The organism is Nocardia sp. CNY236 (genome assembly GCF_000482385.1).
Taxonomy (GTDB): Bacteria; Actinomycetota; Actinomycetes; order Mycobacteriales; family Mycobacteriaceae; genus Nocardia.
The window spans coordinates 102,683-127,372 of record NZ_KI519396.1 but is presented as its reverse complement, the minus strand read 5'-3'; the positions used below and the strand labels follow the sequence as shown (position 1 = coordinate 127,372).

Genomic DNA, 24,690 nt, shown 5'->3' with positions numbered 1-24,690 from the left:
AGTCGGAATGCCACGACACCGGGTCGGCGGTCGAGAATCGAGCTAGCCACCGGCGAACGGCGGAAGGACATCCACCGTGCTGCTCAATGGCGCCTCGGGGTCGCGGGTGAGTTCATCACCGATCAAATAGGCGCACACCGAGAGCATCTTGTCCACATCGGGGCCATAGGTGGCCGACAGGGTCGCACGCAGATCGGCCACCGTGGCGCCGGCGGGGAGATCGAGGGCCTCACCGGTCCTACCGACCGCTTCGGCGATCGCGGCGAAATAGCGGATCTCAACCACCAATAGCTCCCATCGTTCGCTCCGGAGGAACGAAGCCCACGGTATCGATACCGTGGCCCGCCCATTTGTTCCACATCGCGCCGCGCCAGATGGTTGCGAGCTCTTCGTCGTCGGCCCCGGAGCGCAATGCTCGGCGCACGTCGAACTCCTGATCACTGAACAGGCACGAACGCAGCATTCCGTCGGCCGTGAGCCGGGTACGGTCGCAGGTGTCGCAGAACTTCCGCGTCACGGTCGCGATGATGCCGACTGTGCCGGGCCCGCCATCGACCAACCATTTCTCCGCAGGCGCCGACGGGTCGGAGCGGCCCACCGCGGTGAGGTCGAACCGAGCGCCGAGTACGTCGAGCAACTCGGCTGCGGTGACCATGTTGTCGCGAGCCCATTCATGGTCCGCATCGAGCGGCATCTCCTCGATGAATCGGAGCTCGCAGCCTTCGTCCAAACACCAACGCAGCAGATCCGGTGCACCCGACAGCGTCGGGCGCATCAGCACGGCATTGACCTTGACCGGAGCCAACCCCGCACCTCGGGCGGCCCTGATCCCGGCGAGTACCGATTCCAGGCGGTCACGCCGAGTCAATTGCGCGAACCGAATCGGGTCCACGGTGTCCAGCGACACGTTCACTCGATGCAATCCGGCGGCAGCCAGCGCGTGGACACGACGGTCGAGGCCGACGCCATTGGTCGTCATGGCCAAGGGAACATGCGGCACCTGGGCATGACAGCCGGCGATGATCTGTTCCAGATCACGGCGCATCAGCGGCTCACCGCCGGTGAAGCGAACTTCACGCACCCCCAGTTCGCGAACTGCTAGGCACACCAGCCGGATGATCTCATCGACGGTGAGCAGCTCATGCCGGGGAATTTCTGGCAACCCTTCTTCCGGCATGCAATAGGTGCAACGCAACGAGCACTTCTCGGTGATCGACACACGCAGGTCCCGAGCCACACGACCGAAACGGTCCACGAGAAATGGAGTGTCGGGACGACCGTCCAGGTCCGGATATCCTGGACGCACAGTAGGAATTCCCATCTCGACCCGAGTCACACGCCTATTATGAGCGCGGCATTGTCGATCCGTCGAGCACCCGCCGGCTCACTGCGAGCACACGGCAACGGTGAGCCGGGCGTGTCCCTCGTCCGGACCGAGACGCCGAATCGTCAGGCCGCGCTGCCGATGACAGCAACCTCACCATCGAGGGCAGCGAAGCGGAATGCCGGCGCGGCGGGGCGCTAGGCTGACTGCTATGAAACCTCGGTCCGCGAGTGTCTCGGCAATTCCCGTCGACGACTACCGTGACAGTATCGAGCAGCTGTTACGCCCGCTGGCTGCACGCCCGGCCGAGGTGGTTGCGCTGGCACAGGCGCTGAGCCGCCAACTGGCCGAGGACGTGCACTCGCCGATCGACCTGCCGGTGTTCCGCAACTCCGCAATGGACGGATACGCTGTGCGCGCGGAATCGGTGCCTGTCGCGCCGGTCACTCTGCCGTTGAGCGCCGTGGTCGCTGCGGGTGCGACCAGCGCTCGCCCGCTGCCGCACGGGGCGGCGATGAAGGTGATGACCGGGGCCCCGCTGCCCCTCGGCGCGGACTGTGTGGTCCCGGTGGAACACACCCACGCCGACGATACGACGGTCACCTTCGAACGCCGTTGTCGTGCGGGTGAATTCGTCCGTGAGCCCGGAACCGACGTACGCGCCGGCGACCTGCTCGTACCGGCGGGAACCACCGTGGCGCCGCGACACGTCGCTGCACTGGCTGCGGTCGGCCGGTCGTCGGTGTCGGTGTTCGGCGCAATCCGTGCAGCAGTCATCACCAGCGGCGACGAGCTGGTACCCGCGGGTAGCGTCCTACGTCCCGGGCAGATCTACGACTCCAACGGCCTCGCACTGGCGGCGGCACTCACCGCGAACGGAGTCGATGTCGTCGCGGTCGCACACAGCACCGACGATCCGGTGCGCTTCCGCACGGCGCTTGCGGCCGCGACCGCGGCGGCGGACGTGGTGTTCACCTCCGGTGGAGTGTCCATGGGCGACTTCGAAGTGGTCAGAAACGTACTCGAACCGTTGGGTGGACATTTCGGCTCGGTAGCGATGCAGCCGGGCGGTCCCCAGGGACTCACTGTCGTCGATGGCGTACCGGTGCTCAGCTTTCCTGGTAATCCGGTCAGCACGATGGTGTCGTTCGAGGTGTTCGCCCGCCCGATCCTGCGCCACCTCGCCGGCCTTCCCGACGTGGACAGCTACGAGCTTCCGTTGCTCACCGGGCTGCCGCGCTCTCCGGAGGGCAAGCGACAGTTCTTGCGGGGCAAGATGATTTTCGCCCAGGAGGGGGACCAACCCGCGGTACACCGGCGCGCGAACGCGGTCGAGTTGGCATCCGGTCCCGGCTCACATCTGATCGCCAGCATGGCGAGGGCCGATGTGCTGATCGACGTACCCTCCGAGGTCACCGCATTGCCAGCGGGCGCACATGTGCGAGTGTGGTCACTATGAGTGAGCTGTCGCATGTCGACCGTGAAGGTCGCGCCCGCATGGTCGACGTGAGCGCGAAGATCGACACCACCCGGGTGGCCGTCGCTGCCGGCGAGCTGCGCACCACAGCCGAGGTGGTCGCCTTGGTGCGAGCCGACGATCTTCCGAAGGCGGATGTGTTGGCCACCGCGCGCATCGCGGGAATCACCGGAGCGAAGAAGACCTCCGAGCTCGTTCCGCTGTGCCACCAATTGGCGCTGTCCTCGGTCCGAGTCGAGTTCGGCTTCACCGACACAGCGATCACGATCGAAGCCACTGCCAAGACCAAAGGACCCACCGGCGTCGAGATGGAGGCCCTCACCGCGGTCGCAGTGGCCGGTCTCACCCTGCACGACATGGTGAAGGCCGTCGATCCCGCTGCGACGCTGAACGACGTGCGGCTACTCACCAAAAAAGGTGGCAGAAGCGGACATTGGGTACGTCCGGCCGACAGCACCCGCTCGAACGACACCCAGTCGGACGATGTCACGCGTGCGCACCCACGGGACGCCGAGAGCGACATCGGCCGGGCCGAACGTTCGGCCGTGGTCCTGGTCGCCTCCACCGGGGTCGCCGCGGGCACGCGTACCGATACCACCGGACCGGTTCTGGCGCAATGGCTCACCGGTCTCGGCTTCTCGGTCCGTGGCCCACTGGTCTACGCCGACACGGAGATCGCCCTGGGCCTGTCCGACGCGCTGCGCTTCGGCCCCGCACTGGTGATCAGCACCGGAGGAACCGGCGCCTCCCCGACAGACGCCACACCCGAAGCCACCCGGGCCGTGCTGGACCGTGAACTTCCTGGGATCACCGAAGCGATCCGGCAATACGGCGCGGCGAAGTTTCCGCTCGCCGCCCTGAGTCGCGGGGTGGCCGGACTCGCGGGCCACTCGGTGATCGTCAACCTGCCCGGATCACCCGGAGGCGTGAAGGACGGCATCACCGTGCTGGAACCGCTGCTGGATCACCTCCTCGCGCAAGTAGTCGGAGGAGGCCGACATGACGACAACTGACACCATGGTCCGACTCGCCCGGATCACCGATCAGCCGCTCGATGCCACCGAAGTCGAGCAGGCGGTGACCGACCCGACCTGCGGCGCCACTGTGGTGTTCACCGGCACGGTGCGCAACCATGATGGCGGACAGGCGGTCTCGGCACTGGAGTACTCTGCACATCCGCACGCCGAGCGATTTCTGCTCACCCTCTGCGCAGAACTCGCCGCGGCCCACAATGTGCCCGTCGCCGCCGTGCACCGAATCGGTGCGCTCGGCATCGGTGATCGCGCGGTCGTCGTCGCGGTGGCCGCCGCCCACCGCGATGCCGCTTTCGCCGCCTGCAGCCAACTCGTCGACCGGATCAAGCACGAAGTGCCGATCTGGAAACGGCAGTTGTTCGCCGACGGCTTGTCCGAATGGGTGAATGCCGGCGGGTGATCGGCCCCCGACACGCACGTGCGGCCTGGCGAAGTCACCTCAGTGCGGGATGTAACGCCAGACGCCGAGCATGCTCGGGGGATCCAGCAGACCGGTCGCATCGTGTACGGCTTCGCGCAGTCGAACTCGAATTGCCTCGGGGCGCAGGCCGACCCCGATGAGTACCACCTGCGCGCCTCGTCGCTCACCTCGAGACCATGCTCTGGGTTCGACAACGATATGGCGACCGACCAGCTGCACGACGAACTTCCTGCGCTCGCCTTCCACGCCGAACGTGACAAACCCCTTGGCCCGGAACACCCCCGCCGGCGGATCCTCCAGAAATTCGATCATCTTGCGCGGATCGAGCGCACGCTCGGTGCTGAAGGAGACGCTGGTGTAGTCGTCGTGCAGATGACGGTGGTCGAACGCGTCGTCGTGCTCGTCGTCAGCGAGCAGGGCGTCGAAGCTCAATTGCTCGGGTACTTGCCGCGGCGCGCGTAGCGGCTCGTCGAACAGCAGCCCGGGATCGATCCGCCCCTGCGTCGTGGCATACACCGGCGCCGGAGCGGCGATCGCGCCGATGTCCGAGCGCAGCCGAGTCAGCTCTGCGGGGGATACCCGGTCGACCTTGTTCACGACCACCAGATCGGCCAGTCGCAGGTGCGTGGTCAGCTCCGGATGGCGTGCGCTGCTGGCGGGGAACTGCTCGGCGTCGACCACTTCGACCAATCCCCCATACCGAATGCGCGGGTTCTCGGTGCCGAGCACCATCCGAATGAGATTGCGCGGTTCGGCCAATCCGCTGGCCTCGACCACGATGACGTCGATGTTCGCCCGTGGCTGGGCAAGCCGAGCGAACAACGCGTCGAGTTCGCTGACGTCGACCGCGCAACAGACACAGCCATTGCCGAGTGAAACCATCGCGTCCACGTGACCGGCGACCAGCATCGAGTCGATGCCGATCGCTCCGAAGTCGTTGACCACCACCCCGATTCGAGTTCCACGATTGTCTCGCAGCAGGCGGTTGAGCAGCGTCGTCTTCCCGGAACCGAGAAATCCCGCGACGAGCACAACAGGAATCGGGCCGACCATTCCGGCCACCCTACTGCCCCGCACACCGGCACGGCGACCGGACGCCGCCGGCGCGCCTCGGCGCCCGATGACGTCCGGCGTACCGACTAGCGCTCCGGGCCCAGCAACATCGCTACCACGCTGTAGGCGAAGTCGATCAGGTCCGCGGTGATGGTGGCGGTGTCGAGGCCGAGCAGCTGCGCCAGTGGCTGCAGCAACTCCATGACCGTTCCAGGGTCCAGCGGCATGCTCGGTGTCCCGTCGAGGTCCGGCGCATCCTGCGCCCCGGGCGGAGCCGGAACCGTCGCATCCGGAGTCGTGGCAGGCGGGGCTGCACCCGGCGGCGGTGGGATCGGTTGCTCGCTGCCGTGTCCCGTCGACCGATCGGATGACGTTCCCGGGATCCCCAGCAAGTAGTCGACGAGTCCGGTGGTCAACGCGATAGCGTGCTTCAATTGGCCTTGCGGGGTTTCCAGCAACGCCGCGTCCTCGGGATTCGCACCGTTGCCCATCTCGAGAAAGACGACAGGAACGGTGGTCAACGCCGGCCCGGCGATATCTGCGCGGGTCTGTAGCCCGTCCACGGCGCCACCATAGTCGGCAGGTGCGAAGCCCGCGTTCCGGTAGGCGTCACGCACCGATTTCGAAGCGGAGAGTCCGGACCCGGATTGTGCCCGATCGATAATCGTGTTCGGGATGGGCAGTTGCGGAACGATCAGATGAAACCCCCGATGCTGCGCAGGCGCACCATCGGCGTGGATGCTCACCGCGACAGCGGCACGGGACTGGCTCGCTGCCCGGGCGCGGTCGTCGATGCAGCCACCCCACCCCGAGTCGTCCTGGCGGCTCAGCACGACATGCGCACCGAGCCCTTCCAGCGCAGCCCGGACCAGCTGCGCGACGTTCCAGGTGATGGTGTGTTCGGGAACACCGTTCAGTGTGGTCATCCCCGTGGTCTGGCAATCTTTGGTACCGCCCCGACCATCACCGACCTGCCTGGTCAGGTCCTCGGAGTGGTTCGGCCCCTGATGTCCGGGATCGAGGAATACGGTCTTGCCGGCGAGTTGGTTCGACGCGGCGAATACTTTCGGTGCCGCCGGCGCGGTGGCACCGAACACGCCGGACAAGGTCATCGTGACCGCAGCCGCGACGGCGGTGCGGATGCCGGCCTGGACGATACTTGGCTTCATGTGCGGTCGGCGCCCCGCAATGGAGCACCCCTCCCTTCCCACGTGTCACACCAAATCCAGTAGCTGACGTTGGCAACACTCGTGCCGAGACGGCTCGTCTCGAGACCGTGCGTCTCGACAACGGCCCGCTCGACACCGCTGGTCTCGACAGAGCAATCGGTGTATCGCGATGGTGCCCGCATTGACGGCCGGATGCCGTCACGTACGCTGCGAAAGTTTGCGCAGAGATTGCAGAGCGTAATGCACGCGGGTCTTGACAGTGCCCACCGGCACGCCGAGATCGTGGGCGACCTCGCGATAGGCCCGGTCGTGCAGGATCACCTCACGCACAGCTGCACGCTGAGCCGCCGGGAGTACTGCCAGTAGCTGAGCTACCAGCACTCTGGCGACCAGGCCTTCGGAGAAGTCGGGGCACGCGTGCTGGGACTCGGCGACGTCACAGATGTCGTCCCAGCCGGAATCTCCCGGTCGCGCAACACGGGCGCGCAGCATGTCGATGAGAACGTTGCGCTCGATCGCCAGTAGCCACGTGCGGACCGCACCCTTGTCCGCGTCGAACTGTCCACACGAGCGCCATGCGCGCAGAAAAGTCTCCTGCACCGCATGCTCGGCCAGCCCGCGGTCACCGAGCGCCCGGACCGCACGCCATTGCAGTAGGGCACGGTCGGCCGTGAGTACAGCGCCGAGGCCATCGTCGGTGCACAACCGCGCGCATCGCCTGCCGCACCGCGCCGACCGGCGGATTACGCGAGTGGATTGCGCACCTGTCATACCCGGGATATCGCAGCGCACCGGCCCAATGACAACATGGCCTGTCGTCGGGCGACGATAGGCTCCTCGACCCACCCGCGGCGGCCGACGAATTCCCGAAAAAACCCGAACCGGGCAGATGCCGACCGCCGATCCGTGCGACGAACTCCATCGCGTTCACCGCACGGACAGAATTTCCGTGGCGCGCGCCACTCACACGATCGAAAGCCGTATACCAATTGTCCGAATTCATACTTTCTTAACGCCGATTACGCCAAATTTATATTTTTACTGGGGAGTTCGTTACGCTCTCGTAATAGATTGCCAGCAGTCTGCTATATGGCTCCACTGGTGAGCCACTCCGAGACAGATCCTCGGATCTCAAAGGTTGCTCCTGCTGAGGAAAGTGTTCGAGATCAATGAAAGCCACAAAACTCACCGCGGCCTCTCTGCTCGTCGTCGCGGCTGTCGGAATCACAAGCGGCGTCGCCTCTGCTGCACCGGGCCATATCCCGGCCACCGGCAGCAGCGCTCGGACCGACATGCAGCCCGGAATCCATTACCGGGCGAATATCGAAGACGATTCGGTGATTTTGCACACCGACGCGGGTTCGCTGACCACCAAGGGGACGCAATTCCAGGTCCTCGACGATGAAGGACGACTGGTCGCGGCGATGCCGCTGACGTACCTCAAAGACGGTATGGAATGGCCGATCGCCGCGGAGATCGACGGCAACACCGCGGCGTTCACCCCCAGCACCGACCCGACCGAAGCTCGGCCGGCGACCATGCTGGAACCGGTGGATGCCGCGTCGATCACCAACGCCGACACCAAAGCCAGCTCCAGAACCAAAGCCAGCGCTACCACCAGCTCCAGCGCCAAAGCCGGCTCCACCACCAAAGCCAGCACCGAGGCCGAGGCCGTCGCTGCCGACGCGAAAGCGATCGACTCTGCGGAGTACGACGACGCACTGGGCTCGGCGGCTACGCTGTTCGGCCTGGGCACAGCGGTCGGCACACTGCTGGGCACTCTCGCCGGCGGTGTACTCGGGTGTGTCGCGGGTGCAACCATCGGTGCGCCGTTGGCCATTCCCACGTTCTTCGCCGGTCCGATCGGGTTGTGCTTGACCGGTGCCGCCGCCGGCGCACCGCTGGGCGCCGCCGCCGGGATGGTTCTGATCGGTGGCCCGGTGGGCATTGCCAGCGCCCTCCAGTTCTTCGATCGAGTCAACTGACACGGGGCTCGAATCCGGTGCCCGGTCCCGCATCATGCGCGGGCCGGGCACCGGCATGTCGCACCACGCGCAGACACCGCATCCCAGTCCCCTTGGACGCTCACTTCACCATGGTGAACTGCATGACATTGATCCGACCGGCGCGGAACTGCTCTGCGGCGCCGGTCAAATATTTCAGATAGCGTTCGTAGACTTCCTCGGATGCCAGAGCGATCGCCTCGTCTCGGTGTGCCTGCAGCGACTCGGACCAGCATTCGAGGGTTCGCACGTAGTGCGGCTGGAGCTCCTGAATCTTCTCCGTACCCAGCCCAGCGCGCCCGGCCAGCCGCGTCACCTCCCCGGGCTGCGGCAGTTGTCCGCCCGGGAAGATCTCCCGCTTGACGAAGATGTGAAACAGCGCATCGTCGCGGTTGACGGGAATGTTCATCCGGTGCATGTCTTTGAGCGTGTAACCGATGATGGTGTGCAGCAACATCCGGCCGCCTGATGGCAACATGCGGTGGCACTGGTCGAAGAACACCTCATAACGCTCGCGCCGAAAGTGTTCGAACGCGCCGATGCTCACGATCCGATCGGCTTCGTCATCGAACTCTTCCCACCCCTGATGCCGGATCTCCACGCCGGTGAGGTGCTCGCGATCGATCAGGTCTTTGACGTAATCGTATTGGTTTCGGCTGAGAGTGAGCCCCACAACTTTGGCCCCGTATTCGGTCGCGGCGCGTAACATCGTTGCGCCCCAACCGCACCCGATATCGAGCAAGGTCATTCCCGGCCACAGGTCCAGTTTGTTCAATGCCAAGTCGATCTTGGCGCGCTGGGCTTGTTCGAGCGTCATGTCCGGACGCTCGAAGTAGGCACAGCTGTAGGTCATCGAGGGGTCCAGAAACAATGCGTAGAACTCGTTGGACAGATCGTAGTGTGCCTGAACTTGCTGATAGAACGGCTGCAAATCGGTCATCACGTTCTCCTGCTCATCGAGGTTACGAGCTGACACGCGAACACCTTCTCGGTAACCGTACGCCTCGACGCATGCCGAACCGATGCCCGACGCTTGTGTCGCGCGGCCGCGATGTGACCGGGCACCCGTCGTGGTCGGAACCCGACCATGACGTGCGAAGTAATCGACACGACGGGCACGATCGGTCAGGATCGCCCCATGATCGACGAACCGGGCACCGAACTCTTCCGTAATGCCATGCCCTTCACCGAACTGTTGGGCATCGAGGTCCTCGCGCACGAGCCGAAGTCGGTGCGCAGCCGCATAGCCTGGGCCGAGTCGCTGTGCACCCTCGGCGGTGTGATGCACGGTGGGGTATTGATGTCGCTGGCCGACGCCAACGGCGCGGTCTGTGCGTTTCTCAACCTGCCGGAGGGAAAGCAGGGCACCACCACCGTGGAGTCGAAAACGAACTTTCTGCGCGCGGTTCGTTCCGGCCATGCCACCGCGTCCTCGACGCCCCTACACGTCGGACGCTCGTTGATCGTGATCGAGACCACGATCCGCGACGACGCCGACTCGCTGGTTGCGAAGGTGACCCAGACCCAGGCATTGCTCTGAGCTGTGTGCAGTAGTTCGAACCGGTGATGTGTCCGAGTCGCTGCGGCGTGGCAACTTCCCGCTCAGCCGACGAGGACGACCACGCAGGCCAGGATGAAACCGCCTTGCACCGCTGCCCGTAGCGGCAGAGGCATGGTCGTGATTCCTCGTCCAGCGCGAGCGGCCCGGATATTGGCCGGAAACATCACGACCAACAGTGCGATCAGACCGGCAGCGGCCAGTGCAGCGGTGGCGGGGACGAGCAGACCAACCGCACCGACCAGTTCCAGCACACCGGTCAGCGTGACCAATGCCGACGGGCTCGGCAGCCGAGCCGGCACCATGGCGATCAGCGCACCTCGGCGCGGCTGGAGGAAATGCGCGCTCGCCGTGACGACGAACATCGCGGCCAGTCCGGCAGCGGTCGCGCCCGCCCATGAATCGAGGGGGTCGACGCCGGCCAGCCACCCGATGAGCCGGGTAATCGCAGCAGTCGTGACCAGGACGATCAGCGGCGCCATCGAATCTCCTTCATTGTGGAACCCAATCTTTCCACTGGAAAGATTAAGAAGGAGGCGTGCAACTTGTCAATGTCTAGATAATCGTCCATGATCGACACATGGCGAAGGATGGCTACCATCACGGCGATCTGCGTGCGGTACTTCTGACCGCGGCCGCGGAGCAGATCGCCACCGACGGCATCGGCGCGTTGTCGCTGCGCAACCTCGCGCGACGAGCGGGTGTCTCACACGCGGCACCCGCGCACCATTTCGGCGATCGCGCCGGCCTGCTCACCGCACTGGCCATCGAGGGCTTCGAGTTGCTGACCACCCGACTCGAGCACGTCGCCGGCGACTTCCGGGAGGTTGCGGTGACCTATGTGCGCTTCGCCCGCGAGCATCCCGGGCACTTCGACGTGATGTATCGAGGCGACGTCCTCGATGGCGACGACCCGACGCTGCGGGCGGCGCGGGAACGTTCGGGAATGGCGCTGCGTTCCGGTGTCTCCGCGCGTACGCCGGGACACAGCGGGCAACGCAGACGGGCAACGGAGCTCGCCGCATGGTCACTCGTCCACGGCTTCGCCTCGCTGTGGCGCGAGGGCGCCCTGCGCAATTCGGCACTGGCCACCGATTCCGATCCGGAGATACTCGTCCGAAAGATGCTGTCCACCATCCATTTCGATTGACCTCGACCGGTCGGGCGGGTCATCCGGATGCGCGACAGGCGCGCCCTCGATCCCGGGCGCGGCGTGCACCGACCATCTCCCCCGCATCCGGAACTGCGGTACCACCGAGCGATGTGCCGACAGTTTCGCGCAGGAAATACCAAGCGATCAAGCCGATCAGGCAGGCGCCGACCATATAGAAGGCAGGGAACAGCACCCAGCCGGTCGCCTCGATCGTGGCCTCGTTGACCAGCGGGGCAGTGCCGCCGAAGACGGCGGTAGAGACGTTGTAGCCGAGCGCGAAGCCCGTATAGCGGACATGGGTCGGGAAGATAGCGGGGAAGGTGGAGCTGATGGTCGACAGCTGCGCCACGTAGAACAGCCCCAACACGACGAAGCCCACAGCAGCCCACGCGGCGCCCCGACCCATCAGCGCGTACATCGGCACGGCCAGCAGGGCGAGCCCCACCAGTGACACCAGCCACATCGGTCGACGCCCCACCCGGTCCGACAACCGACCGAACAGCGGCAGAACCAGCATCATGACCAGTTGCCCGACCAGCATCATCGTGGTGGCGGCCGATTCGGTCATACCGATCGTGTTCTGCAGATACGTGGGTTGGTAGGTCAGCAGGGTGTAGTTCACCACATTGAGCGCGACGACCAGCCCCGCAAGTGTCAGGACCTCACGACGGTAAGTGGTCACCACTGTTCGCATGCCGCTCGGTGGATGGTCCTGCTGGTCCATCTCACCGAACACGGGGCTCTCGTCGAGTTTCGCCCGCAGATACCAGCCGGTCGCGCCGAGCGGAACGGCGACCAGGAACGGCAGGCGCCAACCCCAGTCGTACATCGCGTCCGAACCGAGAGTGAGTTGGCAGGCCAGAACGGTCGCGGAACCGCCGACGAAACCGGCCACCGTACCGAATTCCAGAAAGCTACCGACGAACCCGCGGTCCCGGTCGGGCGCGCACTCGGCCAGATACGTCGCGGCGCCGCCATACTCACCGCCGGTCGAAAATCCCTGCACCATCCGAAGCGCGATCAAGAGAACAGGGGCGAGCACGCCGGCGGTCGCATGGGTCGGGAGCAGGCCGATCGCGCCGGTCGCAGCGGACATGAGCACGATCGTGGCGGCCAACACCGCCTTGCGCCCCACTCGGTCTCCGAGCGGTCCCCACACCATTCCCCCGAGCGGTCGCAGTACGAACGACACGGCGAAGCCGAGCATGGTGCCGAGCGTGCCCAGCTCACCAGGGAAGAAGGCCGCGGTGAGATAGCTCGCGGTGGCGGCATAGACCCCGTAGTCGAACCATTCGGTGGCATTGCCCAGGGCGGAAGCCGCCACGGACCGCCGCAGTGGGAAACTTTGCGATGCCTGGTCGCTCACGTGCACGTCCTCTCCAGTCGGACTGCAGACCTCGACGCGTTGCACCCGCCGGGTGTCGAATCCGACGGTCGATCCGACACGAGGCACTGTTCAGTGTGGCATTTAGCAAATATCAGGCACCTGGCAGGATCCACTGTGGCTCGCCCGACCAGGTGCTGTGCGGTGGACGCGCCTACAGCGGCGTGACGTACGCACCTGCGATACCGCCATCGACGAGGAATTGCGAAGCGGTGATGAACGAGGCGTCGTCGCTGGCCAGGAAGGCAACCGCAGCGGCGATCTCCTCCGGCTCGGCGAAGCGCCCCAGTGGAACATGCACCAGGCGGCGAGCGGCCTGCTCGGGGTTCGCGGCGAAGAGGTCACGAAGCAGCGGTGTGTTCACCGGTCCCGGACACAACGCATTGACCCGAATACCATTGCGGGCGAACTGCACTCCGAGTTCGCGGCTCATCGCCAGCACCCCGCCCTTGGAGGCGGTGTAGGAGATCTGCGAGCTCGCCGCGCCCATCACCGCCACGAACGACGCGGTATTGATCACCGAGCCCGTGCCACGCTCGAGCATATGCCGGATGGCGAATTTGCTGCACAGGTAGACCGAGGTCAGATTGACCTCCTGGACACGGCGCCAGGCGTCGATGTCGGTGAGCAGGATGGAATCGTCCTCCGGCGGGGAGATACCGGCATTGTTGAACGCGATGTCCAACCCGCCGTAGGCGTCGACCACGGTCTGGAACAGCGATTCGACCTGCGCCTCGTCGGTAACGTCCACCGGAACGTATCGGCCCCCGACCGCTGCGGCGGCTGCGGCGCCGGTCTCGGCATCGATGTCCGCGACGACCACCGTCGCTCCCTCCGCCGCGAAACGGCGGACGGTGGCCAGGCCGATGCCGCTGCCACCGCCGGTGACGACAGCAACTCGATCGTGTAGGCGTCGCATCGGGCCTCCTCTGGGGTGGGGTCGGGTCACCGTGATGCAAGAAAGACGTTCTTGGTTTCGGTGAACGCCAGCGCCGCGTCGGGGCCGAGCTCCCGCCCCAACCCGGACTGTTCGAAGCCGCCGAACGGCGTCCAGTATCGAACGGCGGCATTCGAATTCACCGACAGGTTGCCTGCCTCGATACCGCGGGCGACTCGCAGCGCCCGACCGACATCTCCGGTCCAGATCGAGCCGGATAAACCGTAGTGCGTGTCGTTGGCGATGCGCACCGCGTCGGCCTCATCGTCGAACGCGAGCACCGCGACCACCGGGCCGAACACTTCTTCGGTGAGCACCCGGTCGGTGGGACCAGCGGGCAGCACAACTGTCGGTGGATACCAGAAGCCGGGGCCCTCGGGAACGCTTCCGGTGAAAGCCACCGCTGTCGTCGGTGGCACGAATCCGGCGACGCGCTCACGATGCGCTGCCGAGATCAGCGGTCCCATCTCGGTGGACTCCAGGCCCGGATCACCGACTCGAACCCCGTGCACCGCGGGTTCCAACAGCTCGAGAAACCGATCGAAAACACTGTTCTGCACCAAAATTCGCGACCTGGCGCAGCAGTCTTGGCCAGCATTGTCGAACACACCGTAGGGCGCCGTCGCGGCCGCCCGCTCCAGATCGGCGTCGGCGAAGACGATATTCGCCCCCTTGCCGCCGAGTTCCAGCGTCACTCGCTTCACCTGCTGGGCGCAGCCCGCCATGATGTGCCGACCCACCTCGGTGGAGCCGGTGAACACCACCTTACGAACCGCGGGGTGAGTGACGAAGCGCTCCCCGACCACCGCACCCCTGCCGGGAACGACCTGGAATACGCCTTCGGGTAGGCCTGCCTCGAGTGCGAGCTCGCCGAGCCGCATCGCCGTCAGCGGAGTGAGTTCGGCCGGCTTCAGTACGACGGTGTTGCCCGCCGCGAGCGCGGGCGCGAACCCCCATGCCGCAATGGGCATCGGAAAATTCCACGGCACGATGACCGCAACCACGCCGAGCGGCTCGTGAAAGGTGACGTCGACCCCACCCTCGACCGGGATCTGATAGCCCAGCAAACGTTCTGGCATTCCGGCGGCGTAGTGCAAGACATCACGGACATTGCCTGCTTCCCACCGGGCATTTCCGATGGTGTGCCCGGCATTGACCACCTCGAGCTGCGCGAGATGCTCGAGGTCGCCTTCGACCGCTTCGGCGAACCGACGCAGGAGCCGACTTCGGTCGCCGGGCGACACCTCGCGCCACGCCAACCAGGCCCGCCGGGCCCGGGCCACGGCCACGTCGGTTTCCGCCGGTCCGGCCAGCTCGACGGCGGCGATCACTTGCTCGGTCGCCGGGTTGACCACCTGCGCTGTTGTCACGAGTTCCGCTCCCTTCGGTAGCAGTCCGCAACCCGCCCCTTGGATGGCATCGAGTGTGCACCGGGTCGACGGCCGGCCGTCAGGGGGCGACCGCACACTCAGAATCGCTCGAACCCACGAACGCGCTCCCAGTCGGTGACCACGGCGTCATAGGCATCCAGCTCGACCCGAGCGAGGTTGCAGTAGTGCTCGACGACATCGTCGCCGAACGCCTCGCGCGCCACCGGGCTGCTGCCGAAGAGTTCGGCCGCCTCGCGCAAGGTACGCGGCACTCGGGGTCGCTGCGAGCGGTAGGCGTTGCCGTGGAATTCCGGTTCCAGAGGAAGACATCGATCGATTCCGCGTAGTCCGGCCGCGATCACCGCGGCAACTGCCAGATAGGGATTCACGTCACCGCCGGGCACGCGGTGCTCCAATCGCAACGAACGGTCCTCGCCCACTAGGCGAATCGCACACGTGCGATTGTCCCGGCCCCAAACGATCCTGGTAGGAGCGAAACTTCCGGACGTGAAACGCTTGTAGGAGTTGATGTTCGGAGCCAGAAGGTAGGTGAACTCTCGCAGGCAGTCCAACTGACCAGCAATGAAGTGCCGCATCAGAGTCGAGGTTGCGCTCGGTCCGTCCCCGGCGAACACCGCCTCGCCCGAGTCGTTGCGCAAACTCAGATGGATGTGGCACGAATTTCCCTCCCGGTGATCATATTTCGCCATGAAGGTGAGGCTGTGCCCCTCCTGCATCGCGATCTCCTTCGCACCGGTCTTGTAGATGCTGTGGTTGTCGCAGGTGACGAGAGCATCGTCGTAGCGGAACGCGATCTCGTGTTGACCCGGATGGCATTCGCCTTTGGCCGACTCCACATACATCCCGGCGCCACCCATCTCGCGTCGGATGCGTCGCAACAGCGGTTCGACCCGCGCGGTGCCCAGCATCGAATAGTCGGTGCTGTAGTAGTTGACCGGCGTCAGGTCACGATAGCCACGGTTCCAGGAGTCTTTGTAGCTTTCGTCGAAGACCATGAATTCGAGTTCGGTGCCCACGAGCGCTCGCAGTCCACGCTCGGCGAGCCGGTGCAGTTGCTTGCGCAGAATTTGGCGGGGCGACACCGTGATCGGCCGCCCCTGCGGGATCACTTGCTCGACATCACACAGCACCAGCGCGGTATCCGGCCACCAGGGCGCCATACGCAGCGTGTCCAGATCCGGTCGTAGTACGATGTCGCCGTAGCCTGTGTTCCAGGACGACAGCGCGTAGCCATCGACGGTCGCCATCTCCACGTCCACCGCGAGCACGTAGCCACAGGCCTCGGTGGCGTGTTCGACCACCTCGTTCACAAAATATCGTGCCGAGCACCGCTTTCCCTGTAGTCGTCCTTGCATGTCGGTCATCGCGACGAGGACGGTGTCGATCTCCCCCGCATCGACCCGGTCACGCAATCGGGCCAGACTCAGCATCCCGCTCCGCATCCACCACCCCTCTCGACGGCGACCGTGCTCACGGTAGAGCACGACGACCGCGAATGTGCCGGGACGCACGAATCTCGATCCCACCGCAACGACCCGAACAGTCGTGGCTGCTCGGCATGGGCAGAGCTCAGAACGACGACGTAGGCACGGCCACCGAGCGAAGGGACGGGCGAGGCGCGTCGGAACGCCGCGCCCCCGTCGAGCGTGGGGCGCGAATGGGCAAACCGAGTCCCATCCGGACGAGCAGGGTGGCGAAACGCATGTGACCGGTCACACCGACTCGGGTAAGAGCAAGCGACCAGACCGTCTCGGTTCCGGCGCTGGACAACTCCCGGCCGGCGAAACGCGCCGCGAGCCAATCCACCATGACCGGCAATGCCAGAAACTGCAGCAGAATATGGGTACTGAGTCGATCACGCAGGTATTGCACGTGAACTCCAGCGCTGGTATATCGCGCCACGTGCTCGTCGACATCCTCGACCGCGATCACTTCGTCGTTCACGCCCTGCAGCATGAGCATCGGCATGGCGGGGGCCTGCCGGCCCGGGCGAATGTCATCGAGGATACGTTGCAGCACTGGATGAGCGAGCAGGGCGTCCACGCCTCCTCCGATATGTTCGTCGACATTGCGCCGGGCGAACCGGTACAACAGAGGGAAAGTCGCCATCGTCTCGGTTTCGGCCAACCAGCGCAGATACTGCGGACGCAGGTGTGCACGGAGTAGGCGATCCAGGTCGGAATACCCGCGACGAAGCCCCGCGGTGAACACAGCGGCGAATCCGGCGAACCAGGTGGCGTTGAGACGCACGAATGCGGCAGCGGGGTCGCCGACCGGTGAGCCGGCGACCGCACCGACGATGTTCAACTCGGGTGCATACTCGGCGGCCACTTCCGCCGCCCAACTGGTAGCCAATCCGCCACCCGAATACCCCCACAGTGCAACGGGCGTCGTGGCCTCCAGTTCCAACGGGTCGAAGGCAAGGCAGGCCCGAACACCGTCGAGCGCACGGTATCCCGGTTCCGTCGCAACGCCGAACCGGTTGGCCGTTCCGCCGTGATCCGGGACCGACACCGCCCAGCCCCGCGCGAGCGCGCTGGCGATCAGCGGAAGTTCGATCTGCGGAATGGACCCGGCTGCGCGAGCCCCACGCCGCAGGGCATAGGAAGGAAGGCATTGTTCCGCAACCGCGTCGATAGCACACTGGAACGAGACCACTGGCCGCTGCTCGGCGAGATTCGCCTCCCACGGCAGCAGGACGGTGGTCACCGCCACTTCCGGCACACGGTCGAGATCACAGGTGCGAAACAGCAATTGCCACGCCGAAACGCGCTGAGGCACAAGCCCGAAGAACCCGATCTCCACTCGACGCGCACGCACGATTGCGCCGGGCCGTAGCCTGTCGAGGTTGGCCGGCGGGAGGTAGAACGGATCGTCGTGCGGCACCACAGGGCGCGGCACGAACGTGGGCGGATCCGGTGAGACCGCATATTCGTCCCACGCACGCTGGGCACTCATTCCGATTCATCCTCTCCGCCGACGCCGGGGTTGTTTCGGGCTCCGCTGCCTGCGGAAACAGCGGAGCCCATTCCAGCAAACCAAGATCGGAGCCGGAAGAGAATTGTCCCGAGCACCAATTAGCCGACCGTGGATTCTCCGGTCGATGCAGTGACAACGCCCTCACAGGCCGCCGCCACCCCCGATCAGCCAAGGATTGAAGCTACAGCGCAATGCCGGATGACCGATCGGGTCGAGCGCACGCAGAACGATGGACACCGCACGCGGGGAGTACATCATCGTCAGATGGTCGGACAAATCCCGTTCACAGCCGTCCTGCAACGTAACGTTGTCCACTGTGGCGCCGGGGCCTGCCTGGAGGAAGGTCCAATGGTATGGGTTGGTGATCTGGTCGTATCGGGAGCCGATCGACGTGTAGGCCACGCCGGGTACGGTGTCGCCCCGAGCATTCAACGTGGCATAGAACGGCGACCCCACCGCCTGCTGGACATTCGCGATCCCGACGACGGGTTCGCTGAACCCGAGAATGTCGACCCCGAGGTTGTTGATGGTCCGGCCCAATGTCGCGATTCCCAGCAGGGAGGTGCCATGGTGCGTGGAGCCGAGGCTGACCAGGTTGCCGACGTTGCTCGCGCCTGCCTCGAATTTCAGGTAGTGGTTGGCGACGGTGCCGCCTTGGGAGTGCGCGACGATATCGACCTTTCGTGCGCCGGTCGCCGCCAACACGCGGTCGACGAATTCCCGCACCTGACGCGACGAATCCTCGATCGGGCCGACCCCGTAGCGGCCGGGGAGAAGCGGACCCACCCCACCACCATCGAGCAGGCCGGACCGTCCGAAATTGACTGCGAACACACAGTATCCGGCCCGAGCCAAACGCGGGGCCAGGTAGGCAAAGCTGTCGTAGGCGTTCAGCCAGGAGCCGTGCAGCAGGACCACAGGCCGCGGGTATCGGGGTGATGGGACACAGTCCCATCGGTTGGCGCCGGGGGGCGCCGCGTCGGGATGAGTGAGGCCATAGGCGAACGCAGGCAGATACGCGGACATCTCCGGACCCTCCCCCCGGGGGTCGGAAGCCACGCTGGTCGGCCTGCCCGCCGAGCCACCGACGTCCACGATCGCGCGCGGCTGCCTACCATCCGGAGCGGGGTCGAGCCCGGCGCTGATGTAGTCCGCGAGCGCTTGCTGGGTCGGCGCGATCTCCTCCTGCGCCTGCGCTGTTCCGATACCGAGCGCCATCGCAACGGTCATTCCGGTGATCAGTGCGACCCCGAGAATGGCCCGCCCCACGTTGTGCGTCATTGCCAACATTCAGTTCACTTCCACTCACGCCGAACACGGGGGCGCGCGGACAGCCCACTGTCACAGTCTGTTTCTCATGCCACATTCGAATAAATATGTGATCAGAACCACACTCGCATCCCCCAGTTCGAATGTATTCCGGGCGCGAGGCATATGTCACTGCACTCCAAGGAGAAGATTCAGGATAGATCATTGTCATCAGAGCCAAAGTTCGCGCTCGGTGATCCAGCGCCTTGCCGCACGTTCTGTGGTCGGAAACAATCGCCCCATGTCCGTCGCGTTGTCCCCGATTGCCGGAGGGTCCCCGCTCGTCACCCGGTTGCTCGCCCAATGGCCACAGATCGCCGAGCGTATGTTCGTCGCGGGGCTGGGCACCACACCGCCGGCGGCGGACCTCCCGGACGGCCACTTCACTGCCGAGGTACTGCCCGCGATCTACGCGTGCGGCCGAGCCGTGCTCCAAGCGATGGCCGACCAGCGCAGGTTCACCAAAGCGGAGGTCGCGACGTTCGTGGCCCCGGTAGCCGAACGGCATGCCGAGGACCGATTCCCGTTGCCCGTTCTGATCGAAGCCATCCACGGTTCCGCGCAATCGGTGTTGCAGGAGGCCGCCGCCGTCGCAACCCGTGACGAACTCGACGACCTCGTCCTGCTCGGCCGGCATTTGCTCGACCTGCTGATGCAGGTCAACATCATCGTGGTCGAGACCTACACCGAAGTCGAGCAGTCCATCTACAACGCTGAACGCGAGGCACGACGCGCGCTGTGCTCGGCGCTGCTGCACGGGGCGGCCGCATCGGAGCTCGCCGCGCGCGCAGATACCACCTTGGCCGAGCGCTACACCATCCTGGCCATCCACATCCAGCCCAATGATCAGCCGAGCACCGTGGCGACCCTCGTCGGGAGACGCCGCATCCGTATCCTGCAACGCGCCTTGGATACCCTCGCCGGCACGACCGCGCTGGCCACCTTCGACGGCTGGACCGGCACCGCACTGTTACCCAGCCCCGGTGCCGCCGACCACGATCACGCACAGTCGACCCACGCACAGTTGACCGCAGAACTGACCGAACGCTTCGGTGTGCCGGTGTTCATCGCCGAATTTCCCTCCGTCCTCCGAAGCGACATACCGGAGATTGCCCACGAGGCAGCCGAACTAGCCGAACTGGCTCGACTGCTCGGCCGGCCCGCAGGCGCCTACCACCTCGATGACCTGCTGCTGGAGCATCAACTCACCCAACCGGGCATCGCTCGCGACCGTCTGGCACGACTCATCTCCCCGATCCTGGACTCTCCACATCTGCTCGAAGCGCTCGATGCACACCTTCGCCACGGGTCCGATCGCAAGACGGCGGCTGCCGAGATCCATGTGCACCCGAATACGTTCAGCTATCGCTTACGTCGTATTGCCGAGCTCACCGGCGTCGATCCCACCGATCCGCACGATTCCCGACTGCTCGCCGCCGCATTGACGATTCAGCGCCTGCACCCCGATCAGCCGACCACGGCTCTGGGGCACGCACAGCCCGCCGAGTCCACGCGATCGAACCCCCGTTATTAGCGCGGAATGCGACTCCACACGGGATTGCCATCCGCAGATGCGGATATATGCTGCTATTCATGTCGAATCTGCGGATTGGTGAGGCGGCTGCACTGCTCGGGGTGAGCGACGATACCGTGCGGCGCTGGATCGATCAGGGCAAGCTGACCGCGGTCCAGCTCGACAACGGGCGCATGGCCGTCACCGGTCGGGAATTGGCCCAGTTCGTTCAGGCGGACGCGCAACCGCCGGAGCCGGGCTCCTCGTCGGCCCGCAACCGCCTACGCGGGATCGTCACCCAGGTGGTGAAGGACACGGTGATGGCTCGCGTCGAAATGCAAGCCGGACCGTTCCGCCTGGTCTCGCTCCTGAGCCGGGAATCGGTCGACGATCTCGGACTCGAGGTCGGCAGCGTCGCCGTGGCGTCGATCAAATCGACGCACGTCGTTGTCGAAGCACCGCAATCGTGACGGGCGCGCGAATGCTCCGATCGCTGTACACAGCAGTCGCGGTCACCGCCATGGTCGCGATGGCGGGCTGCGGCTCGATCGACACCCCCGTGTCCGCCGGTTCGAAGGAAATCGACGGCAGCATCACCGTGTTCGCCGCTGCGTCCCTGACCGAAGCGTTCACCGAACTCCGAACGCACTTCGAAGCGGCACACCCCGGGGTGACGGTGGTCTACAGCTTCGGCGCCAGCTCGACCCTGGCCGAGCAGATCACCCGCGGCGCCCCCGCCGACGTCTTCGCCTCGGCCTCGGTCACGAACATGGCGCAGGTCGTCGACAACGGCGACGTCAGCGCGTCCCCCACCATCTTTGTGCGCAACAAGCTGGAGATCGCGGTGCCCAAAGGCAACCCCGGTCGCATCGTCGGGCTCGCCGACTTCGGCAGAACCGAACCCACCATTGCCCTGTGCGCGCAGCAGGTGCCCTGTGGCGCGGCCGCCGAAACGATCTTCCGCACAGCGGGTATCGAACCCGCGCCCGACACTCTGGAAGTCGATGTGAAGGCCGTACTGGCCAAAGTGCGACTCGGCGAAGTCGACGCGGCCCTGGTCTACCACACCGACGTACGGGCAGGTGGCGACGAAGTGGACGGGATCGCTGTCGCCGAGGCGGCCCGCGCGGTCAACGACTACCCGGTCGCCACGCTGACCCACGCACCGAACGCCGCGGCGGCAGACGCCTTCGTTGCCTTCGCGCAGTCCGACATCGCACGCGAGGTATTCACGAAGGCGGGGTTCGACGCACCGTGAAACCGCAACGGCGCATACCGTCGCGACGACCGCTCGTCTTGGTGGTGCCCGCGGTGTGCGCGCTGGCCTTTGTGGTTGCCCCGCTGCTCGGACTATTGCTGCGCACTCCCTGGCAGATCCTGCCCGATCGGCTGTTTACTGCCGAAGTCGGTCAGGCGCTGCGACTTTCACTCGTGTGCGCCAGCTTGGCCACGCTGCTGTGCCTGATCGGCGGGGTGCCGCTGGCGTGGCTGCTCGCCCGAGGTGCGGTGCCCGGGCGTGGGGTCATTCGGGCACTGATCACCGTGCCACTGGTCCTGCCTCCCGTAGTCGGCGGGGTGGCGTTGCTGTTGGTGCTCGGCCGACGCGGCATGGTCGGCCAGTACCTGTACGAATGGTTCGGCGTGACGTTGCCGTTCACCACTGCCGCGGCAGTGATCGCGGAAACATTCGTTGCGCTGCCGTTCCTGGTGATCGCCGTGGAAGGCGCACTACGGGCGGCGGATCCGCGGTTCGAAGAGGCGGCCGCGACCCTGGGCGCCTCACGATGGCTGATCTTCCGGCGGGTGACGGTGCCCTCGGTCCTGCCCGGAATCGTCGCGGGTGCGGTTTTGTGCTGGGCGCGGGCGCTCGGCGAATTCGGCGCCACGATCACCTTCGCCGGCAACTTCCCCGGTCGGACCACGACCATGCCCTTGGCCGTCTATCTGACGTTGCAGACCGATCCCGACGAAGCGATCGTGCTGAGTTTGTTGCTGCTCGCCGTCTCTGTGGGGGTGCTGATCGCATTGCGCGAACACTGGATTCGGGGCGTCGCATGACATTGGAGGCCCACTTGTCGGCTCTGCGGGGCCAGTTTCGGCTCGATATGGCGCTGAGGGTCGCGCCCGGAGAAGTGGTCGCCGTCCTCGGACCCAATGGCGCCGGCAAGACCACGGCGTTGCGTACACTCGCCGGCTTGACACCGCTCGCCGAAGGATGGATCCGACTCGACGGCAATACCTGGGACGCGCCGCCGACGGTATTCGTACCAGCCGAACACCGACAGGTCGGAGTCGTCTTCCAAGATCATCTGCTGTTCGCGCACCTGAGCGTGCTGGACAATGTCGCATTCGGCGTGCGTGCGCGTGGACACAGCCGTAAAGAAGCCCGCGCTCGTGCTGCACGCTGGTTGAGCCGGGTAGGTCTCGGCGAGCACGCCGACGCCAAACCGCGGACCCTGTCCGGTGGGCAATCCCAGCGAGTCGCGCTCGCCCGAGCACTGGTCACCGACCCGAAGCTACTGCTGCTCGATGAACCTCTGGCCGCGCTGGACGCGAGCACGCGGGTGCGGGTCCGATCGGAGCTCACCCGTCATCTCACCGACTACCGCGGCCGCACCGTCCTGGTCACCCACGATCCGCTCGACGCCATGGTTCTCGCCGACCGTTTGGTGATCATCGAGCAGGGCACGGTGATCCAGGAAGGCCCACCCGCAGACATCGCCCGGCGCCCCCGCACCGACTACGTCGCCGACCTGGTAGGTCTCAACCTCTACCGCGGCACGGCGCGGGACACAACGGTCGAGCTCACCGACGGCGGCATCCTGACCGTAGCCGAGGTCTGCCAGGGTCGGGTCCATGTCACGATCGCACCGAGCGCGGTGGGACTGTATCCGGCCCGGCCGGCGGACAGCCCGCACAATATGTGGCCGGTCGTCGTCGCGGGTATCGAACAGCACGCCCACACTGTCCGGGTCCGACTCGATGGCGTCCCGACGGCATTCGTCGACATCACCCCCGCCGCCGTTGCCGATCTGCACCTACGACCGGGCATCGGATTGTGGGCCGGAGTCGAGGCCGCCGACGTGCACACCTACCCCGCATGAGATCGGTGGGTATCCAAAAGAATTCAGCGCCCGCCAGAGCACATGGCGGGCGCCGAACGGACGCTCAGAGGTAGGCGCCACACACGGGCCACGCGCCTGGGCCCTGGGTCGCGAGTACATTCTCCGCGACGCGGATCTGCTCGGCCCGGCTGGCATGAGCCGGGTTGCCGATGCCGCCATTGGCTTCCCAGGTGCTCTGTGTGAACTGCAGACCGCCCGCGAATCCGTTCCCGGTATCGATGCTCCAGTTTCCGCCGCTCTCACATTCCGCGACGGCATCCCAGTTGTGTCCCGCGGCAGTAGCGGTGGCAGTGGACAGACCGAACAGAACTGTGACGAAGGCGCCGATGATCATGGCAAGGCCGAGGACACGAGTGCTGAACTTACGGTTTTTCGACATGTGAATTTCCGCCTGCGCCCACCGACTCGGCACAGTTCGCCGCGTCCCTGCCCCCAGGAAGGTCGGGGATATGCGAATCGTGGGGCAGGGTTTCCGGCGTTCAACGATTCGGACTCGATCTCAGAATGTATCCGAGCCGTGACCGACGGTAGCGGAAAGTTCGCTCTGGATCACGGTCAGATAACGGTCTGCGACCGGAAATCCAGCAATGGCCATGCCGGCGGGCATTGAGCTTCCGCTGGTCAAAGGCGGAAATTCGCTAGCGCTGATTCAAATGTTACTTTTCTGTTATGTGCCCGAGATCACTCCGAAATTCGGCATTGGGCACCCCGGAGAACCTCGCACCTTCTGGGCCACAGCGGACCGCGCCATCCAGCATCGGTGCTGGTCGACCGCACGAAGTCGATCTTTCCGACCGGGACGAGGCCGAGCGTCACCCCCGAGGTGACGAAGCCCGCCGCCTCCCACGGAGCGAGAGGAAG

24 protein-coding genes and 1 pseudogene are annotated in these 24,690 nt (G+C 65.5%); 11 read left to right on the top strand and 14 right to left on the bottom strand.

All coding sequences use genetic code 11. The annotated features are described in order from the left end of the window. Positions 1-42: 42 nt before the first annotated feature. Both K940_RS0125855 and moaA read right to left on the bottom strand, forming a co-directional pair. Positions 43-285: a MoaD/ThiS family protein gene (locus K940_RS0125855; RefSeq protein ID WP_028479840.1), complete on the bottom strand. Its 243-nt coding sequence runs from the start codon at positions 283-285 to the stop codon at positions 43-45. Then, positions 278-1,336 (bottom strand): GTP 3',8-cyclase MoaA, encoded by a 1,059-nt coding sequence (gene moaA / locus K940_RS0125850; RefSeq protein ID WP_028479839.1) that lies wholly within the window; start codon positions 1,334-1,336, stop codon positions 278-280. Before moaA ends, K940_RS0125855 begins: the two co-directional genes overlap by 8 nt. Before the next feature lie 199 nt (positions 1,337-1,535). Here moaA and glp point away from each other — a divergent pair, with 199 nt between their 5' ends. The 3 genes from glp to K940_RS0125835 are packed head-to-tail and all read left to right on the top strand — an operon-like array spanning position 1,536 to position 4,235. Continuing rightward, positions 1,536-2,783, top strand: coding sequence for a gephyrin-like molybdotransferase Glp (glp, locus tag K940_RS0125845; protein ID WP_028479838.1), 1,248 nt, complete (start codon positions 1,536-1,538; stop codon positions 2,781-2,783). Next, a complete protein-coding gene (gene moaCB / locus K940_RS0125840; RefSeq protein WP_028479837.1) occupies positions 2,780-3,814 on the top strand; it encodes a bifunctional molybdenum cofactor biosynthesis protein MoaC/MoaB in 1,035 nt (344 codons plus the stop codon). Before glp ends, moaCB begins: the two co-directional genes overlap by 4 nt. Then, positions 3,801-4,235, top strand: a complete 435-nt coding sequence (locus K940_RS0125835; RefSeq protein WP_028479836.1) for a molybdenum cofactor biosynthesis protein MoaE — start codon at positions 3,801-3,803, stop codon at positions 4,233-4,235. Before moaCB ends, K940_RS0125835 begins: the two co-directional genes overlap by 14 nt. A 39-nt stretch (positions 4,236-4,274) precedes the next feature. On the opposite strand, the gene K940_RS0125830 is transcribed toward K940_RS0125835, so the two are convergent. From K940_RS0125830 to K940_RS0125820, 3 genes are all read right to left on the bottom strand, one after another. After that, complete coding sequence (locus tag K940_RS0125830) at positions 4,275-5,309, bottom strand: GTP-binding protein (RefSeq protein ID WP_028479835.1); 1,035 nt, start codon at positions 5,307-5,309, stop codon at positions 4,275-4,277. A gap of 86 nt (positions 5,310-5,395) precedes the next feature. Continuing rightward, complete coding sequence (locus K940_RS0125825) at positions 5,396-6,478, bottom strand: N-acetylmuramoyl-L-alanine amidase (protein WP_028479834.1); 1,083 nt, start codon at positions 6,476-6,478, stop codon at positions 5,396-5,398. 198 nt (positions 6,479-6,676) lie between these two features. Further along, on the bottom strand, positions 6,677-7,183 hold the full coding sequence (locus K940_RS0125820) for a sigma-70 family RNA polymerase sigma factor (RefSeq protein WP_036530355.1): 507 nt from the start codon (positions 7,181-7,183) through the stop codon (positions 6,677-6,679). Positions 7,184-7,647: 464 nt separating this feature from the next. Between K940_RS0125820 and K940_RS32765 the strand changes: the two genes are divergently transcribed. Beyond that, entirely contained in the window at positions 7,648-8,463 is an 816-nt protein-coding gene (locus K940_RS32765; RefSeq protein ID WP_036530443.1) for a hypothetical protein, read from the top strand. Positions 8,464-8,563: 100 nt separating this feature from the next. Here K940_RS32765 and K940_RS0125810 read toward each other — a convergent pair whose 3' ends face one another. Continuing rightward, positions 8,564-9,421 carry a cyclopropane mycolic acid synthase family methyltransferase gene (locus tag K940_RS0125810; RefSeq protein WP_028479832.1) on the bottom strand — a complete coding sequence of 286 codons (858 nt, stop codon included), beginning with the start codon at positions 9,419-9,421 and terminating at the stop codon, positions 8,564-8,566. Positions 9,422-9,619: 198 nt separating this feature from the next. Between K940_RS0125810 and K940_RS0125805 the strand changes: the two genes are divergently transcribed. After that, entirely contained in the window at positions 9,620-10,021 is a 402-nt protein-coding gene (locus K940_RS0125805; protein ID WP_028479831.1) for a PaaI family thioesterase, read from the top strand. A gap of 62 nt (positions 10,022-10,083) precedes the next feature. Here K940_RS0125805 and K940_RS0125800 read toward each other — a convergent pair whose 3' ends face one another. Next, complete coding sequence (locus K940_RS0125800) at positions 10,084-10,521, bottom strand: DoxX family protein (RefSeq protein ID WP_028479830.1); 438 nt, start codon at positions 10,519-10,521, stop codon at positions 10,084-10,086. A 98-nt stretch (positions 10,522-10,619) separates the two neighbouring features. On the opposite strand from K940_RS0125800, the gene K940_RS0125790 reads away from it, so the two are divergent. Next, positions 10,620-11,189: a TetR/AcrR family transcriptional regulator gene (locus tag K940_RS0125790; protein ID WP_028479829.1), complete on the top strand. Its 570-nt coding sequence runs from the start codon at positions 10,620-10,622 to the stop codon at positions 11,187-11,189. A 19-nt stretch (positions 11,190-11,208) separates the two neighbouring features. Here the strand turns inward: K940_RS0125790 and K940_RS30490 are convergent, their stop codons facing one another. From K940_RS30490 to K940_RS0125760, 6 genes are all read right to left on the bottom strand, one after another. After that, positions 11,209-12,558 (bottom strand): MFS transporter, encoded by a 1,350-nt coding sequence (locus K940_RS30490; RefSeq protein ID WP_051407563.1) that lies wholly within the window; start codon positions 12,556-12,558, stop codon positions 11,209-11,211. Between the two features lie 172 nt (positions 12,559-12,730). Further along, positions 12,731-13,495, bottom strand: coding sequence for a 3-oxoacyl-ACP reductase (locus K940_RS0125780; protein ID WP_028479828.1), 765 nt, complete (start codon positions 13,493-13,495; stop codon positions 12,731-12,733). A gap of 26 nt (positions 13,496-13,521) precedes the next feature. Continuing rightward, the gene (locus tag K940_RS0125775) at positions 13,522-14,883 is read right to left on the bottom strand and encodes an aldehyde dehydrogenase (protein ID WP_028479827.1); all 1,362 of its coding nucleotides are present in this window, start codon (positions 14,881-14,883) and stop codon (positions 13,522-13,524) included. A 98-nt stretch (positions 14,884-14,981) separates the two neighbouring features. Then, entirely contained in the window at positions 14,982-16,334 is a 1,353-nt protein-coding gene (locus K940_RS0125770; RefSeq protein ID WP_028479826.1) for a glutamine synthetase family protein, read from the bottom strand. Positions 16,335-16,473: 139 nt separating this feature from the next. Then, on the bottom strand, positions 16,474-17,862 hold the full coding sequence (locus tag K940_RS30485) for a lipase family protein (RefSeq protein ID WP_081706685.1): 1,389 nt from the start codon (positions 17,860-17,862) through the stop codon (positions 16,474-16,476). Between the two features lie 162 nt (positions 17,863-18,024). Further along, on the bottom strand, positions 18,025-19,164 hold the full coding sequence (locus tag K940_RS0125760; protein ID WP_028479825.1) for a triacylglycerol lipase: 1,140 nt from the start codon (positions 19,162-19,164) through the stop codon (positions 18,025-18,027). 268 nt (positions 19,165-19,432) lie between these two features. Here K940_RS0125760 and K940_RS30480 point away from each other — a divergent pair, with 268 nt between their 5' ends. The 5 genes from K940_RS30480 to K940_RS0125735 are packed head-to-tail and all read left to right on the top strand — an operon-like array spanning position 19,433 to position 23,808. Further along, positions 19,433-20,725, top strand: coding sequence for a CdaR family transcriptional regulator (locus K940_RS30480; protein WP_051407550.1), 1,293 nt, complete (start codon positions 19,433-19,435; stop codon positions 20,723-20,725). A 59-nt stretch (positions 20,726-20,784) separates the two neighbouring features. After that, positions 20,785-21,174, top strand: coding sequence for a molybdopterin-binding protein (locus tag K940_RS0125750; RefSeq protein ID WP_028479824.1), 390 nt, complete (start codon positions 20,785-20,787; stop codon positions 21,172-21,174). Between the two features lie 11 nt (positions 21,175-21,185). After that, complete coding sequence (modA, locus tag K940_RS0125745; protein WP_028479823.1) at positions 21,186-21,962, top strand: molybdate ABC transporter substrate-binding protein; 777 nt, start codon at positions 21,186-21,188, stop codon at positions 21,960-21,962. Then, positions 21,959-22,762, top strand: coding sequence for a molybdate ABC transporter permease subunit (modB, locus tag K940_RS0125740; RefSeq protein WP_028479822.1), 804 nt, complete (start codon positions 21,959-21,961; stop codon positions 22,760-22,762). The genes modA and modB overlap by 4 nt, the downstream gene beginning before the upstream one ends. Next, positions 22,759-23,808: an ABC transporter ATP-binding protein gene (locus K940_RS0125735; protein WP_028479821.1), complete on the top strand. Its 1,050-nt coding sequence runs from the start codon at positions 22,759-22,761 to the stop codon at positions 23,806-23,808. Before modB ends, K940_RS0125735 begins: the two co-directional genes overlap by 4 nt. 67 nt (positions 23,809-23,875) lie before the next feature. Here K940_RS0125735 and K940_RS0125730 read toward each other — a convergent pair. Continuing rightward, positions 23,876-24,208: pseudogene (locus tag K940_RS0125730) on the bottom strand (transglycosylase family protein); the annotation flags it as partial. Between the last annotated feature and the right edge of the window lie 482 nt (positions 24,209-24,690).